The sequence below is a fragment of the Sorangium sp. So ce281 genome (genome assembly GCF_051527395.1).
Classification (GTDB): domain Bacteria; phylum Myxococcota_A; class Polyangia; order Polyangiales; family Polyangiaceae; genus Sorangium; species Sorangium cellulosum_B.
On sequence record NZ_CP150322.1, the window covers coordinates 9,852,277 to 9,868,120 of the forward strand.

At 67.4% G+C, this 15,844-nt stretch carries 14 protein-coding genes and 3 pseudogenes; 13 read left to right on the forward strand and 4 right to left on the reverse strand.

Going from position 1 to position 15,844, the window contains the following annotated elements:
* Positions 1-511 precede the first annotated feature (511 nt).
* The gene (locus tag WMF27_RS37585) at positions 512-1,288 is read right to left on the reverse strand and encodes a hypothetical protein (protein ID WP_437943405.1); all 777 of its coding nucleotides are present in this window, start codon (positions 1,286-1,288) and stop codon (positions 512-514) included.
* A gap of 295 nt (positions 1,289-1,583) precedes the next feature.
* Here WMF27_RS37585 and WMF27_RS37590 point away from each other — a divergent pair.
* The 5 genes and pseudogenes from WMF27_RS37590 to WMF27_RS37610 form a co-directional block, all read left to right on the forward strand.
* Positions 1,584-1,868, forward strand: a pseudogene (locus tag WMF27_RS37590) (TSUP family transporter); the annotation flags it as partial.
* Positions 1,862-2,062: a hypothetical protein gene (locus WMF27_RS37595; protein ID WP_437944568.1), complete on the forward strand. Its 201-nt coding sequence runs from the start codon at positions 1,862-1,864 to the stop codon at positions 2,060-2,062. The pseudogene WMF27_RS37590 and the gene WMF27_RS37595, both read left to right, overlap by 7 nt.
* An 18-nt stretch (positions 2,063-2,080) precedes the next feature.
* Positions 2,081-3,151 (forward strand): annotated as a pseudogene (locus WMF27_RS37600) (MBL fold metallo-hydrolase); the annotation flags it as partial.
* A gap of 356 nt (positions 3,152-3,507) precedes the next feature.
* A complete protein-coding gene (locus WMF27_RS37605; RefSeq protein WP_437764084.1) occupies positions 3,508-4,119 on the forward strand; it encodes a GyrI-like domain-containing protein in 612 nt (203 codons plus the stop codon).
* Between the two features lie 127 nt (positions 4,120-4,246).
* Positions 4,247-4,633, forward strand: coding sequence for a VOC family protein (locus WMF27_RS37610; protein ID WP_437764083.1), 387 nt, complete (start codon positions 4,247-4,249; stop codon positions 4,631-4,633).
* A gap of 307 nt (positions 4,634-4,940) precedes the next feature.
* Here WMF27_RS37610 and WMF27_RS37615 read toward each other — a convergent pair whose 3' ends face one another.
* Positions 4,941-5,258, reverse strand: coding sequence for a hypothetical protein (locus WMF27_RS37615; protein WP_437764082.1), 318 nt, complete (start codon positions 5,256-5,258; stop codon positions 4,941-4,943).
* Positions 5,259-5,881: 623 nt separating this feature from the next.
* On the opposite strand from WMF27_RS37615, the pseudogene WMF27_RS37620 reads away from it, so the two are divergent.
* The 4 genes and pseudogenes from WMF27_RS37620 to WMF27_RS37635 form a co-directional block, all read left to right on the forward strand.
* Positions 5,882-6,007: pseudogene (locus WMF27_RS37620) on the forward strand (kelch repeat-containing protein); the annotation flags it as partial.
* Between the two features lie 76 nt (positions 6,008-6,083).
* Positions 6,084-6,461: a hypothetical protein gene (locus WMF27_RS37625; protein ID WP_437769999.1), complete on the forward strand. Its 378-nt coding sequence runs from the start codon at positions 6,084-6,086 to the stop codon at positions 6,459-6,461.
* 369 nt (positions 6,462-6,830) lie between these two features.
* Positions 6,831-7,226: a hypothetical protein gene (locus WMF27_RS37630; protein WP_437764081.1), complete on the forward strand. Its 396-nt coding sequence runs from the start codon at positions 6,831-6,833 to the stop codon at positions 7,224-7,226.
* A gap of 275 nt (positions 7,227-7,501) precedes the next feature.
* Positions 7,502-8,731: a flavin-dependent oxidoreductase gene (locus tag WMF27_RS37635; RefSeq protein WP_437764080.1), complete on the forward strand. Its 1,230-nt coding sequence runs from the start codon at positions 7,502-7,504 to the stop codon at positions 8,729-8,731.
* A 273-nt stretch (positions 8,732-9,004) separates the two neighbouring features.
* Here WMF27_RS37635 and WMF27_RS37640 read toward each other — a convergent pair whose 3' ends face one another.
* Positions 9,005-10,180, reverse strand: a complete 1,176-nt coding sequence (locus WMF27_RS37640) for a serine hydrolase domain-containing protein (RefSeq protein ID WP_437764079.1) — start codon at positions 10,178-10,180, stop codon at positions 9,005-9,007.
* A 212-nt stretch (positions 10,181-10,392) separates the two neighbouring features.
* Positions 10,393-10,974, reverse strand: coding sequence for a hypothetical protein (locus WMF27_RS37645; RefSeq protein WP_437943406.1), 582 nt, complete (start codon positions 10,972-10,974; stop codon positions 10,393-10,395).
* Here WMF27_RS37645 and WMF27_RS37650 point away from each other — a divergent pair.
* The 4 genes from WMF27_RS37650 (at position 10,973) to WMF27_RS37665 (ending at position 15,825) form a co-directional block, all read left to right on the forward strand.
* Positions 10,973-11,779: a hypothetical protein gene (locus WMF27_RS37650; RefSeq protein ID WP_437943407.1), complete on the forward strand. Its 807-nt coding sequence runs from the start codon at positions 10,973-10,975 to the stop codon at positions 11,777-11,779. The genes WMF27_RS37645 and WMF27_RS37650 overlap by 2 nt on opposite strands.
* 836 nt (positions 11,780-12,615) lie before the next feature.
* Entirely contained in the window at positions 12,616-13,698 is a 1,083-nt protein-coding gene (locus tag WMF27_RS37655; RefSeq protein ID WP_437764076.1) for a DUF262 domain-containing protein, read from the forward strand.
* Positions 13,688-14,860, forward strand: coding sequence for an AAA family ATPase (locus WMF27_RS37660; RefSeq protein ID WP_437764075.1), 1,173 nt, complete (start codon positions 13,688-13,690; stop codon positions 14,858-14,860). The genes WMF27_RS37655 and WMF27_RS37660 overlap by 11 nt, the downstream gene beginning before the upstream one ends.
* Positions 14,857-15,825, forward strand: a complete 969-nt coding sequence (locus tag WMF27_RS37665) for a hypothetical protein (protein ID WP_437764074.1) — start codon at positions 14,857-14,859, stop codon at positions 15,823-15,825. Before WMF27_RS37660 ends, WMF27_RS37665 begins: the two co-directional genes overlap by 4 nt.
* The last annotated feature ends 19 nt before the right edge of the window (positions 15,826-15,844 follow it).

Genomic DNA, 15,844 nt, shown 5'->3' on the forward strand with positions numbered 1-15,844 from the left:
GCGCCGCCGGGCCGCCATAGCCGCCCTCGCCGCCGTCGCCCCCCGGGGCCCCGTTGCAGGAATAGGCCGCGCGGGCTCCGGCGCGGGGGTCGCGGCCGGGGATTCTTCGAGCTCGCCCGCGTCCGAGTCCGCGGCCTCTCCGGCGAGCTGGGGCCCCTGCCAGCGCAGCACGTCGGCGCCGTGTGGCGAGATCGTGTGTGGTGTCGCGCTGACGCTCGGACTCGGCGGGGCCGGGCTTCGACGGGCGTTGCGGCACGCCGGGCTCGCCGTCGCGCCGTAACCGCCCACCCATCGGCGGCACGCGCTGGCGAGTGCACACGAGCGCGCCGCACCTCGATCGCGAGTGCCTGCATTGTAGCGGCGCGGATTGCGACGTGCTCGACCCTTCGTCCGGCGTGATGTGCACGCGGACCGCGCTGCAATTCCTGTTCTTCGAGCCCTATCAGGCCGCTCTCGGGGGAGCAGCTCCCGCGCATCTGTTGAGGCCGGCGGACCACCCCTCGCGGGCCCGTCAGGGCTTCGCCTGCGGCGCCGGGTGGTCGCGGTGCATCTCGGCGCGCCCGTTCGCCAGGAACGCGTCGATCACGGTCGCGTGGGCCTGGATCAGCCGGACGACCTCGGGCGACGTGGAGGTCTCCTTCACGCGGATGCCCTTGTCGGTGCTGGTCGTGGTCATCGTGATCCGGTCGGCGTGGGCGAAGATCGCGGCGAACAGGGGATCTCGGGCGTGGATCGGGCGGCGCTCCTCCAGGCGGAGGCGCATCGCCTGCACGTGATCGCGAATCCCCTGCGCCACGGCCGGATCATCGGATTCGGTCAGCGTCTCCACGCCATCGGGCAGCATCGTGATCTTCCGGCGGATCTGCCCGCGGTGATCGAGCAGGTAATGGAACAGCTGCATGTCCGAGGAAGCTGCGGAGTCGCCGCCCATGGGCCCGTGTCCGCCGGGCGCGCCCATGCCGTGTCCGCCCCCGCGCGGCCCCGCGCCGTGCATCCCCATCTGCGCGCGGCCGTGGTGCCCCATCCCGCCCATCATGCCGCCGTGCCCCGCGTGCGCCCCGCTGCCCTCGCCGCCGCTCCCGCCGCGCTGCGGCTGGCTCTGATGACCGTCGCCGTGGCCGCTGCAGCAGGAGCACGAGGCCTTCTTCTTGCCGGCGCATCCCTCGTGGGTGCAGCCCGCGCGCGTCTCGCCATGGGCCGTCGCCGCGGCCGCGCCCGGCTGGGCCGCGCACCCCGCGAGCGCCAGCGCCATCGCCGCCGCCAACCCGATCTCCCGCACCTTCTTCATGGCTTGGTATCTCCCTCGCACGACAGCGTGCAAGGGATATACCCACCGCGGACAGCGCGCCCGCTCCGCGCGTGAGGCGAAGGCGGCGCGCAGGGAGGGATTGTGCACCACGGCGGCGCGCTTCACGGAAGCGCGCGATACGGAGCACGGCGGCCGCGCCCTGCGTTATCCCGCGCTGGTCTCCGTCATCGGGGTGCCCGGATTGCGCGCGGCATGCAGCCTGTGCATGGCGATGTGGCGGGCACCTCTCCTACGCCGTCAAAGCCACTGGTACGGTGCTCGCAAGGACACGGGCATGCTCCTCGGGCTCACGCTGTCCGTGCTCGTCGGGGTCTCGCTCGGCCTGCTCGGCGGGGGAGGCTCGATCCTGACCGTCCCCATCCTCGTCTATGCGCTCGGGGCGGAGACGAAGAGCGCGATCGCCACGTCGCTGCTCGTCGTCGGTGTGACCAGCGCCGCGGCCCTGATTCCCCACGCGCGTGCCGGCCGCGTCCGGTGGCGTACGGCCCTGGTGTTCGGCGCCGCGGCCATGCTCGGCGCCTATTCGAGCGGCCGCGTCGCGCATTGGTGGCCATGGGCGTGTACATGCTCGGCCGCCAGATCCCGGCGCCGGTGCTCGCCGCGGTGCTCGCCGCGTACTGGCCGTACCTGCTGGCCGGCGTCGCGGTCGCGGGCGTCGCCTCGGCGCTGCTCCTTCGTCGGCGGGGCTCCCGGCGCCGGGGCCCGAGGGATACCGCGGCGCACGACGCGAATCCATCTCATGCGGTACTCTAGGTCTCTGGAGGTATTGTTATGTTGTTCCGACAGCTCTTCGATCCCACGTCGTCCACGTACACCTATCTCCTGGCGGATCCGGTCACCCGCGAGGCCGTGCTCATCGATCCGGTGCGCGATCAGGTAGAGCGGGATATCGAGCTCCTGAGCGACCTCGGCCTGAAGCTCATTTACACCCTCGACACGCACGTGCACGCCGATCACGTGACCTCCGCGGGCATCCTCCGCCGGCGGCTGGGCTGCCGGACCGTGCTCTCCGCCAAGGGCAGCGTGGCCTGCGCCGATGTGCCGGTGAAGCAGGGCGACGTGATCCGGTTCGGCCATCAGGCGCTCGAGGTCCGCGAGACCCCGGGCCACACCGACGGCTGCGTCACCTACGTCACCGCGGACAGGTCGATGGCCTTCACGGGCGACGCATTGCTCATCCGGAGCTGTGGGCGCACCGATTTCCAGCAGGGCGACGCGCGGAAGCTCTATCGCTCGGTGCGCGACCAGATCTTCACGCTGCCGCCGGAGACGCTCCTCTACCCGGCCCACGACTACAAGGGGCGGACCGTGACGACCGTCGCCGAGGAGCTCCGGCTGAACCCCCGCCTCCGCAGCGGGCGGACCGAGGAGGAGTTCGTGAAGATCATGAGCGAGCTCCACCTGGCGAAGCCGAAACAGATGGAGGTGGCCGTCCCGTCGAACCTGCAGTGCGGGACGCCCGACGGCGAGACGGTGACCGGCGAGCCGAAGCCCGAGCGCGCCTGGGCGCCCGTCGTCCGGACGTCGACGGGGACGCCGGAGGTGCCGGCGGCGTGGGTCGCGGCGCACGGCTGCGACGTGCGGCTGGTCGACGTGCGGGAGCCCGAGGAGTACGTCGGGACCCTGGGGCACATCGCCGGCGCGGAGCTCGTGCCGCGGAAGAGGCTTGAGGACGCGGCCTCGACGTGGGAGCGGGAGCTGCCGATCGTCACGGTCTGCCGCGGCGGCGACCGGTCGGGCAAGGCGGCGGTCGACCTCGAGCAGCGCGGCTTCAGGCGGGTGGCCTCGATGGCCGGCGGCATGAGCGCCTGGCACCAGGGGAAGCATCCGGTGATCCACGGCGCCGCGCAGGACCTGAGCGCCGTCCGCGACGAGGTCTTCGCGTGCTTCGTGTCCATGAACGCCGGCGAGCCCGAGGCGCTGAAGCCCGCTTTCCGCCACGTCTTCGAGGACGTGCACGCCTCCTACGACGCGCCGTCGCGCGAGGATCTCGAGCGCGTGCTGCAGGCGCTCCGCCAGGGCGCGATCCAGAAGGGCATGCGCGCCGAGGACGTCGATCCTCACATGGCGCGCTTCTCGGCAGCGCTCGCCCCGGCGGCGACCCCGGCGGACGGCGGCTGCAGCGCGTGACGCCGCGAGCCCGAGCCGAGCTGCGCCCTCTGCGGAGGCGGCGCGCCTCCATATCATCAGGTGGATTCGTGTCGAAAATTGATCTCAAGCGGGAACTCAAACATCTCTACCAGGCATCCGCGAAGGAGGTGGTCCAGGTTGAAGTGCCGACATTTCAGTTCCTCATGATCGACGGCGAGGGCGACCCCAACACATCACAGGCGTATGCCGAGGCAGTGGAAGCGCTGTTCTCCGTTGCCTACACGACGAAGTTCATGACAAAGAAGGGGTCGCAAGGAATCGACTACGCCGTCATGCCTCTCGAAGGTCTCTGGTGGTCGGATGACATGTCCGTCTTCACCTCCAACGACAGGTCGAGGTGGAGATGGACGATGATGATCATGCAGCCTCATTTCGTGGAGGAGGCGATGATTCAGGCGGCCATGGCGGAAGTGAGGCGGAAGAAGGCACTCCCCGCGCTGGACGCGCTCAGACTGGAGAATTTCAGCGAAGGATCATGCGCCCAGATACTTCACATTGGCCCCTTCACTGAAGAAGGGCCGACCATTCAGCGAGTCCATGATTTTATCGTTGCGCGCTCGGCGCTTGCAGGAAAGCACCACGAGGTGTATCTGAGCGACATACGTCGCGCCGATCCGGCCAAGTGGAAGACCATCATCCGCCAACCCATGGAGCGATAACCAAGTGATAGCCAAGTGATAGCCAGCAGATCGTCCAAGCCGACCCCGCTTCGCGACACGGCTTGACTCAGGCGTCAGGTCGTGGAAAACACGCGCTCCCTCACCACCACCCGTCCTCGGAGGTTCCATGAAGCGTGTCACTGGCATTGGCGGCATCTTCTTCAAAGCCAAAGACGCTCCGGCGCTACAGGCCTGGTACAAGCGGCACCTCGGAATCGATGTCCAAGCATGGGGTGGCACGGCTTTCACCTGGACCGACGGTGAAGGTAAGCCGGTCGCTGGAACGACCGTCTGGTCCATTGCTTCGGCGCAAGGCGACCAGTTTGCGCCCAGCACTGCGACGTTCATGGTCAACTACCGGGTCGAGGATCTCCACGCCCTCGTCAAGGCCTTGCGCGAAGAAGGCTGCAACGTCCTCGAGAAGATTGACGATTCCGAGTACGGGAAGTTTGCCTGGGTCATCGATCCAGAAGGAAACAAGGTAGAGCTCTGGCAGCCGCCTGCCGGCCAGTGACCAGGGCGCTCGGCCTCCGCTCGTGCCGTCGACGATGACGACGCGCCGGCCCTGGAGAGATCCGCCCGCCATCAGCACGTTGACGCGGATCGGCGCGAGCTCCAGCGCCCGCGCCTTTCCGAAGCTCAGGATCGACCCGCTCGCGGCGGCGAGGACCGAGAACCCCTCTCACGGCGGCCTCTCCGCCGAGGCGCCGGCCACGGGCGTGACCGAGCCGCGCTCGCGGAGGAGCGGCCGTGGGACGAGATCACCAGCAGGGACCTCTCGGAGTCCGAAACGCCTGTTTGTTCAGGTTTGCCGACACGCGCTAACAGGATGGAGACGCCTTGCGGCTCGATTCCGTCCTTCGCGGCTCGAGCGCAAGGTGGGTTTCACCGGCGTGGCGCCGATGCCAGCGCTCGAGCACGTTGACGAGGGCCGCGAGGATCCGGCCCAGCGCTGCCCCGAGGCCAGGCGGAGGCTCGTCGCACAGCGTCGGCGCGACCGAGAGCCGCAGCCGGTCCCGGAGGATCTCCTGGGCGCGGCGAATGGATCGTGGATCCCGGCGGTCGAACCAGATGGCTTCGCCAAACGACTCGCTGGCCTCGGGGCCTTCGTCCTCCACGGGCCCGATGTACAGGGTCACGGTGTGTCGTCCCAGTGTGGCTGGCGGGTCGATCCGCATGTTCCTGGGAAACAGCATGCTCCGCGCTCGTGACAGATCGGTGGCGCAGGCGAAGACTCTCCGTTGCAGCGCGTCGCTCGCCCCGCGGGCCGTGGCGTGGACGCGGCCCCGTCGATGCATGGGCGAGCTTCCCGCTCGGCAAGGGGCTGGTCGCTCGGCGCGATCCACGACGAAGACGGGACGGACGAGCCGCGCGACCTCGACGGTCCCGCCGTCGACGCTCCTGACCGGACCACCGCGTGGCGAGGACCTCGATCGCGACGCGCGCGCCGTGAACTTGGGGTCGGGCGCGCGCACCAGACGCGAAGCGCGGCGTCGGCCGCGAAGGTCGGTCCGTCCGGTATGTCGTGGGCTCTCACCAAAGGAAAGGCGAAACCATGGGCCGTCCTCGATCACCGTCCTGGGCTCCGCGCTGCCGGCGGAGCGCGCGCGATCTCGTCGACCGGTGCGGGGGGCGCGCCGCGCTCCTCGTGCCTCTCTTGCTGAGCCTCGCCCTCGTCGCGGGCTGCGCCGGGGGATAGCCCGAGCGCGGCGCTCCCGGCGTCGCGCAGCAGGCGCGGCTCCCGCTGCGGGCCGCCGCCTCGATGAGCGTCGCGCGGGCGCACCACACGGCGACGCGGCTCCTCGACGGCAGGGTCCTCGTCGCAGGCGGGGGCGGAGAGGCGACGTCCACCTGCGAGATCTACGATCCCGCGACCGGCGAATGGCACGTCGGCGCCAGGCTGCTGCGCGGCGGGTACGGCAACAGCGACGGCGCCGCGCTGCTCGCCGACGGCAGGGTCTTCCTTGGTCCCCAGAGCGACCCGCTCGTTTGGCGGCTACGATATCGTCGGCCAACGCGCCGTGTCGCTCCCGGACGGGCAGGTCCTGCTCACGGGGAGCATGGAGCGCATGCTCCCTTGCGACGATGGATCGTGGCCCTGCCCGAGTCTTCGCTTTCACGACAGCACCGAGATCTATGACCCCACGGCGGGCCGCTCCACGCTGGGCCCGTCGATGCTCGTCCCGCGCGGCTATCACACGGCGACGCTGCTCCTGGACGGCAGGGTCCTCCTCGCGGGCGGCCTCATCGGCGACTACGATGGCGCGACGGGCGACGACGTCGTCCCGATCGCGAGCGCCGAGCTGTTCACCCTGGAGCGCCGCCGCCCCGGCGAGCCCTGAAGCTCCGCGGCGGAGTGCGGGGGCGGCAGCGAGCGCTGCGTGGACGGCGTCTGCTGCAGCTCGGCCTGCGATGGGGCGTGCGAGGCGTGCGCGGTCGCGGCCGGCGCGGTCCAGGACGGCGTCTGCGCGCCGGTCGGTAGTGGTCGCATTCGCCCGGAGAGAGTTCACATCAAGAGTCCCATTTCGGGACGTCCGACACCGGCTACGACGTCGATCCCCACGACATGCGAGGAGAGCCGTTCGACAAGCGAGAGCTCCACCGCAGGCGCTCGCCAGTGTCCTTGGCCGCACGCTGCGTCACGCGCGCGGCCGCCAAGCGGACGCGGGCGGCCCCTGGACGCGGTATGGACACCTGTGTACGCTCGTCGAATGAACGACTTGTTCGACAGTGACTCGAACGAGCTGTTCCCGCCCGCCGACCGGGCGAAGATCGAGGCGCTCACGGAGGATCCGGACGCGAGGGTGAGCTACGAGCTGACCAAGGGGATGCTGGCCTGGTCGGATGAGCAGCCGCGCGACGTCGAGCTGTCCACGTTCATGAAGGTCGTAATGCTCCAGTCTTATCGATCCATGATGTACCGGCCGGAAGAGTTCCGAGATAGCCAGGACGAGTTCGTTCGTGACTGGTTCGCGGCATGCCGCGCGACATGGGAAAGGGCGAGGGCCAGCGGCCTCCGGTGGATCGGCTTCGCGCCGTCGCGCACCGATCCCGCGAACCTCGCGCTGCTCCTCGAGTTCGAGAGGATCGAGTTCTCGGACATGTAGCCTGCGGGTGATCCCGAGGGCCTCCTGCTCGACGACCTTCAGGACCTGATGGGGAGGAGACGACCCGCTGCTCCGACCGGGCATGGTGCTGGATGCCAGGTACGTGCTGTCCTCGAGCGACGGCGAGGTCATCGTGGTAAGGAACCGTGGACCGCTCGGCGCGCTTGTTTCAATGCTCGGCGGCCGCGATGATGACCCTCCGCGGCCGCCGTGCCGGCGATCGGCGGCGGCTTCAACGAGGGGCGGCGTCGAGCCGCATGTCTACGGGAGGACTTATGCAGGTGATCGTCGCGGGCGGTGGGATCGGCGGCCTGGCCGCGGCGCTGGCGCTGCACGCCTCGGGTCATGAGGTGACGGTGTTCGAGGCGGCGCCCACCATCCTGCCGCTCGGGGTCGGCATCAACCTCCTGCCCCACGCCGCCGAGGTGCTGGGCGAGCTGGGTCTTTTCGAGGCTCTGTTGGCCCAGAGCGTGGCGACCCGCGAGCTCCTCTATTTCAACCGCTTCGGCCAGCGCATCTGGGGCGAGCCCCGCGGCCGCTTCGCGGGTCATGCCACGCCGCAGCTCTCCCTCCACCGCGGCGCCCTCCAAGGCGTGCTGTTCGACGCCGCCGTCGAGCGGCTGGGCCCCGACCGGGTGCTCTGCGATCGGCGCCTCCTGGACCACGAAGAGGGCGAGGGCCGCATCGTGGCGCGCTTCCTCAACCGCGAGGGCGTGGCCTGGAAGGTCTCCGCCGACCTCCTGATCTGCGCCGACGGCATCCACTCGGCGGCGCGCGCCGGCCTCTATCCGGACGAGGGGCCTCCGATCTACGGCGGTCACATCCTCTGGCGGGGGACCACCCTGGCGATGCCCTTCCTCACCGGCGCCAGCATGATCATCGCCGGGCACCAGGACCAGAAGTTCGTCGTCTATCCGATCTCCCCACCGGGGCCGGACGGCCGCCAGAAGATCAACTGGGCGGCCGATCTCGCGTTCGCCAGGAGCCTGCGACGGGAGGACTGGAACCGGCGGGGCGACCCCGCCGACTTCCTGCCCAGGTTCGAGGACTGGCGCTTCGGCTGGCTGGATGTGCCCGACCTGATCCGGAGCGCCGAGGCGATCTACGAGTTCCCGCTGGTCGACCGCGATCCCCTGCCGCGCTGGAGCCATGGGCGCATGACGCTGCTGGGCGACGCCGCCCATCCCATGTATCCGAACGGCTCCAACGGGGCGAGCCAGGCCATCCTGGACGCCCGCGCCCTGGTCCGCGCGCTCGCCGCCCATGCCGATCCGGTGGAGGCGCTGGCCGCCTACGAGGCCGAGCGCCTGCCGGCTACCGCCGCCATCGTCGCGTCCAATCGCCGCAACGGTCCGGAGCAGTGCTTGCAGATCGCCTATGAGCGCGCGCCCGACGGCTTCGACCGTATCGAGGACGTCTTCGCTCCCGGCGAGCTGGAGGCCATCGCCGCCCGCTACAGGGTGCTGACCGGCCTGAAGCACGCCTCGGAGCCCCTCGTGCGCTGACAAGAGCTGCCGGCGCGCTCGCGGATTTCGTCCAGCTCACACCGGCGGAGCGCAGCCCGTCGGTGGGCGCAGAACGACGCGAGCACCATTGCACGCGACTTTCTGGAGAGCGCGATTTTCAAGAAGGTTGGAAATGAGTGGAAGTTGCACTTTGTGCATTCAACCGTCAAAAAATAGACTCGATGACCCAGGATCTGCCCGGGATCGAGCGGGCCGAGCTGCGCGGCGCTCGGACGGCTCGGGGCGGCCGCGCCGCTCGCGCCGGGCGCACGTTCAATCGGCGCACATGAGCTGATCGATGATCTCGAAGGTGTCGACGATCGTGGCGTAGCTGGCCTCGATGTCGTTGGTCGACGTCGACAGCGACATGACGACGACGCGCGAGCCGTCGTCGCTCGCGGCGTTCCGGGTCGAGTACCCGAGCGTGTCGCCGGCATGGCTCCAGTATCCTCCACCGCAGCTGGTCGGGATCCACAGGATCCCGAGACCATAACCGGAGCCAGGCGCGATCGCGTCGAAGGCCGGCGCCGGGACCGTGTCGTGGAGCTCCGCCATCTGCTCCGGCCCGAGCAGCGAGCCTTCGCTCAGCGCCCGCCAGAATTTCGCGAGGTCCGCGGTGGTCGTGACGAGGGAGCCGGCGGCGTCGGCGAAGCTCTGGTTCGCGATCGTGACGTCGATGAGCGGCCCGCCGACCTCGTACTGCTGGTATGCCACGGCGTGCGGGGCAGGCAGATCCGTCTCGCCGCCTGGCTCGAACGTGCGGTCCAGGCCGAGCGGATCGAGGATGCGCACCTCGACCTCCTCGCTCCAGTGATTTCCGGTGGCGCGCTCGATGATCATGCCGGCGAGCACGTAGTTCGTGTTGGAGTAGGCCCACTGCGTCTCCGGTTCGAAATTCGGCTTGTGTTCCATGGCGAGCGCCACGAGGTCTTCCGGCTCCATGGGGTCGAGCCGATGCTGCATGTACTCGTCGGCGGAGCGCAGCGCGGCCAGACTCGGCTCCTCCTGACCGGTGTAGTTGTAGAGGCCGGTCGTGTGCTGAAGCAGCTGGCGGATCGTGATCAGCGAGCCGTCATTGCCGTTGCCCGACACGACGCCGGGGAGCCACTGCTCGACCGTGTCGTCCAGCGACAGCGCTCCTTCTCCGGCGAGCTGCAGCGCGACGACGGCGACGAACGTCTTGGTGTTGCTGCCCATCCGGAAGTAGCTGTCGAAGTCGATCGGCTGCTCGCCGCCGAGCTGCGCCACGCCGCTGCGGGCGAGGATCCGTCGGTCGCCGTCGAGCACCTCGGCATGCACGGCGACGATCCCGCCAGCGCGGATCTTGTCCACCCCTTGCTGGAGCAGCTCGTCGTAGGTGGTGTCTGCCTCCTCGGGAGAGCTGCTCGGGCAACCCAGGAGGAGCGACGCCATGCAGAAGAGCGGAATCGAGAGCTTGCTGAGTGTCATGCGCGTGCGTTCCCTCTCGACGTGTTTCCGTTCAATGGTTCTTGCGGGTTCGTCGATGTCGCACGAGCGCGCAGATTCGCGGCCCGCTTCCTACCGCTGCAGGCGCCTGTGGCGGCCTGCACCTGCACCACGAGCCGGTCAATCCGCGGGGGACGCGGGGCACGCGTCGTCCGGCGAGAGGGCGCGCGCCCGCGCCGGCAGGGCAGCCTGCTTCACGGCTCTTCCCACGAGGGCTCGACGGCGGGCCGCTCCCGCTCGATGCGCCCGCTCCCCTCCTCCTGCCGATCGCGGAACGGCGTCGACGCCGGCGTGAAGTCGCGGAGGCCGCGGCGGGCGGTGTAGTCGTAGCGGAGGAAGATCAACCCCGAGACGCGCGGCGAGGTCTCGGCCAGGCTCGGGACGTCGAACAGGAACGTCCCCTCCGCGCCGAGCGAGGCGCGGTGCCCGCGGGCGAGCCAGCTCCAGAACGTGAGCCCCGCGGTGAACGCGTCGCGCAGGAAGGCCTCGTCGCGCGTCTCGTTCACCGGCCGGTAGCTCGCGAGCCAGCCAAGCTGGATCCACGGCCACAGCCCCCTGCCGGGGAGCAGGTCGAGGTCGAGCGTCGCGTCGATGCGGTCGAGCGCCGACGGCGCCGGGCTCAGGCGCAGCGACGTGCCCGCCGTGACGAGCGCGTCGGCGAACGGCCGGTACCGCAGGCGCGCCCCGAGCGAGGCCTGCGTGTCGTGCCTGGCGCCGTACGGCGTGTAGACGTCCTTGTCGGCGCCGATGAAGCCCCGCAGCGACTCGTCCATCATGAGCCACGTGAAGCCCGCCCACGGCGAGAGCGTGAGCTCGCCGAGCGGGATGGACCAGAACGCGCTCGCGCTCGCCCTGGCGCCCATGGCCTCGCTGGCGTCCGGCTGGAACACGACGCGGCCGACCGTCCTGCGGCTCGCCGACAGGACCTTCAACTTGCTGCGGGGCCACAACGTCGATGGCTCGAGCACCGGACGGGGCTTCGGCGCGGGCGGCGGTGGACTGAGAGGGGGCTACGCCACGCGTGCCCGGAGAGCGCTCGGCGGGGTGACCACGCCCGACGGGAGCACCGCGAAGCGTGAGCTACTCAGCATCGCCAACCTCGCCGACCTCGCCCAGGCGGCCGGCGTCGAGAACGGCCCGCTGTTCACGTACCGGCTGGCCGAGGGGCTGCACCTGCGGGCCCACGGCTCGGCGCTCGTCCCCTTCACCCAGCAGGACGTCGAGGCGCAGCGGCTCACGGGGTTCGAAGGCGAGGCGGAGCGGGGCCGCACCGCCGCGCGCGTCGCGAACACCACCGCGCAGACGCTGCCCGCGGGGCCTGTCGCCATCTACGACGCGAGCGGCTTCGCCGGGGAGACGTGGATGCCGCGCCTCAAGCTGCGCGATCGCGCGTTCCTCCTGTTCGGCGCGGATTTCAACGTTGAGCTCCGGGCGACCGAGCGCCCGGCGGACGCGACGCAGCCGCTGATCTTCGACGGCGGGGTCCTTAAGGAGCACTTCGTCCGCAAGCACCGGCGCAGGTACGTGTTCGAGAACCGCGGCGGCTGGGATCGGCGCGTACACGTGCGCTGGACATCGTGAAAAACGCCAGCACCGAGGGCTTTCAACGCGGTGAACTTCGCCGAGGCGAGCGAGAGGCCGCTCGGCGTCCTGCGGGTCGCGCCGAGGAGCAAGCTGGAGCGCCCGGTGACGATCGACGGGACGTTCCAGCGCTCCCTAGACCTGCGCGCCCGCTGCGCGAGAGGTCCGAGGTCGCCGCACACCGGGCCACGCCAGGCGCCGCGGCGCGGCTGTTCGAGGAGGTGGAGTGGACCGACAGAGGAGTCGAGCATCGACCGCATCCTCGCGTTGGAGGACGAGCTATCCGCCGCTCGGCGCCGCGTCGAACAGCTCGGCGCGCAGCGCGAGGCACGCCTCGCGGCCGTGAAGGCAGAGTTCGAGCGCCTACAGTGATGCCAGGGACGAACGGGGTCGGAGGAGACGCTGCGCCGCCGATCGTCCACCCTACGGACGGCTCCGCCGCTGGCCGCTTCTGCTCAATGAGTCCGCTGCCCTCCTCCTGCCGGCCACGCAGTCGCGTCGCCCGCGGAGGCCGAAATGGTGGAGATCTGACAATTCACTAAGTCGATGATTTTTCTCTATTTTTTCGCGAAGAGAACCCCTTGGCATGATCCAGCGCCGCGGCACCCCGTACCGAGGCACGTGCAGGGCTCGCTCGCGATCCGACCGGCCGTTCCTAGCGCGATCTGAACGGGTAATTCCTGGCAGGCGGCGGCTCTCCAACCCCGCGGGAGGCAGTGGCAACGCAACCAGGATCAACCGACAGAGGCGCCCTCGATGCACCTGTGCTTCCGGAACGCGGTGTACTAGCCTTCGGGTACCGAACGCGGAATCTAGCGATGCCAGGAGCGACGCCAATGACGGAGCAGAGCGATGTGAAGGACCCCGAAGGCTGGGAGCAGCCCAGTGACTTGGGAGACTACCCGCTCGACAGCCTGACGATCCGAACGGAGACACGGACCATCCATGAGGTCGTGACCCGCCGTATCGGCAAGGGTTTCTATATCATGGACCCTGACTTCCAGCGCGACTTCGTATGGAACGAAGAGCGCCAGAGCCGGCTGATTGAGTCCGTGCTCATGCGCATCCCGTTGCCAGTCTTCTACCTTGCCGAAAATGCGGACGGAAAGCTTGTGGTCGTTGACGGGCTTCAGCGGCTGACCACTTTCCAGCATTTTCTCGGAGACAGCCTCAAGCTCAAACTCCCAAATCCGGATCTCAAGAACAAGAAGTTCAGCGATCTACCAGCAAAGCTTCAGAACCGAATCGAGGACACTCAACTCACACTTTACATGATCGACTCCAAGGTCCCGGATCGCGCTCGACTCGACATCTTCGAACGCGTAAACGGCGGTGTGCCGCTCACTCGGCAGCAGATGCGCAACGCTCTCTACCAGGGAAAAGCAACGAAATTGCTTAAGGAACTGGCCCACGATCCGCTCTTTAAAAACACCACCGGTGGCAGTCTCGACAGTAAAACGATGCGCGATCGAGAGGCCGTCAACCGCTTCTGTGCCTTCTATTTACTCGGCTCGTTTAGCTACGGTGACGACATGGATCAGTTCCTCGGCGACGCGCTCACCGAGATCAATAGGATGCCCGCCGCTGAGGTTGAGAGTCTGAAGACGGCATTCCTTGAGAGCATGCGCAACAATCAGCTCGTCTTCGGAAAACACGCATTCCGGAAGCACGATCGTGACAGGGAGACCCGCTCGACATTCAACATGTCGCTTTTCGATATCTTCTCGACAGGCCTCGCGCGCCATGAACATACCGTCGTCAAGAGTCACAAGGAACAGATTCGGGACGGATTTTTCCTCCTGATGAAACAGGAGGAATTCCTTCGTGATATCACATACGGAACGAACGGCCGTAAACAGGTCGAAGGGCGTTTCAAAGCCGCCGAGAAGTTGCTCGGAGAGGTGTTCAATGCTCACTAGCCTCTGGCTGGATTTATTCAAGTGCTTTCGAACGCTGAGGCTACCTCTCCAGCCCTTCACCTTGCTCACGGGGCTGAACGCATCAGGCAAGTCCACGGTCATCCAGGCACTTACGCTCCTTCACCAGACCGCCGTCGACACGAATTGGGGCTCGAACCTCTTGCTCGATGGATCAATCCTGTCGCTGGGCACGCTCGGCGACGTCGTCGACAAGGTGAATGGGCGACGGCAATTCTCTATCGGTCTTTCCGGCACAAATTTCGGCTGCGTCTGGACATTCGAGAGCAGCTCATCCGATCGGCAAGACATTTCCGTCCCGCTGTCGCGGCTGGTACTTACGGAAGGGCCAAGGGAAGTCTTCCGCATCGAGGATAATCCGGTGAGCCTCCTGCCGCCGCACGCATCCATGGCGCGCGCCTCGGTCGCCACGCTCCTCGAGGGGTTGACGTACATTTGCGCAGAGCGAACCGGGCCTCGAGAGACGTATCCTCTTTATGATCTTCCCCGACACCGCACGGTCGGCCCTCAGGGCGATCGGGCGCCCGGAATGCTCTACTGGTACGAGGATCACGAGGTGCCGGAGCACATGCGCTGCAAGGGAGAACCGGCGCCTACGCTCTACAAGCAGACTCAGGCCTGGATCGCGGACTTCTTCCCGGGTGTCTCGTTCGAGGTGCAGCGCGTCCCGAGGGCTAACCTCGTTACCCTTGGCATCCGGACAAGCCCGGATACCGATCATCACCGCCCACAGCACGTCGGCTTCGGAATCACGCACGTGCTGCCCATCCTCGTGGCTTGTCTACATGCGGAGAAGGGCGACATCATTCTCGTAGAGAATCCTGAGGTTCACCTGCATCCGATGGGCCAAGCGAAGATCGGCATGTTCCTATCAATGGTAGCCAGCGCCGGCATTCAAGTCATCACTGAAACACACTCCGATCATGTCCTCAATGGCCTCCGCCGTGCAGTCAGAACATCGCTGCTTCCTCCGGAGGACGTGGCGCTTCACTTCTTCCAGCCTCGATCCGTCGCGGAAGCGCGAAATGAGGCACAGGTAATCTCACCAAGCGTGGACCGAGAGGGCAACATCGATCACTGGCCTCAAGGATTCTTCGATCAATTCGAGAAGGACATGAACTACTTCGCAGGGTTCGAACCGTGACGGATCTCGTCATCAACGACTGCTCCATACACGCTCAGTTCCCGACAGCACCGTCTTTCATCGAGTCGCTGAAGCGTCTACTTGCAATACGCCAGCGTATACTGCGGAGCGGTCGCATCGTACGCTGCCCGCGCAAGCTGCTCGACGCGTCCATCAGTCCAGGAAGTCCAGGAATTTCTGTCCGCCAAGCATTGCGGGCGGCGGGCGACAAGAATCTCTCCAGTGTGGTCGTCACCTGGCTGGCCCAGCAAGGTCCTTTTTGGGATGACGACCCGATCCATGGCCCGGATGACTGGTTCGAGGTGAGGGGCAGCCTCGTGACAGAGACAGGCATCGGAGAAGCAGCGATGGCAGCGCTCCGGGGACTGCCTCGAGCTGTCGTGAGCTTCGAGCCGTCGGACTGGATGTACACGCCGGTCTCGGTCGACCGCGTGCAGGACGACGCTGTGCGACAGACCGTCCTGCTCCACAATTACTGGGCGCTCCCTGCATTGGAGCAATACCTGCGTGACACCCGACATCCGCTGAACTCATGGGAAGCGCTCGTGCAATGGGCGCGCGAGGAGTGCCCGCGGCTTGTGCTCACATCCGATGTCATTCGATGGCTGGACGGGCACCCTTTCATCCCAGGCGCCGCGGAGCGGTTCCAGGTGCTGCTCTCTACACTCGAGACGCTCAAGGGGAGCTTCGATAAAAGCGGAAGACTCACGGCGGCCGGCATGGATCTGTATCAAAATCACTTCGTCGGGGACAAGGCGTGGTTCACCGACTCGTCGGACAGCGAGAAGAGTGACTTTCGCAGCGAGCTGACGTTCCCAGATCCGGAGGGATCGGGATCGAGAATGCTCTGCACCTGGCATGGGAAGGTAAAGATCGGGCAGATGCGTATGCACTTCACTTATCCCATACGACACGACTGCCCGCTGTACATCGTCTATATCGGACCGAAGCTGACGAAGCGTTGAGCACACTGGCATGCAGTGC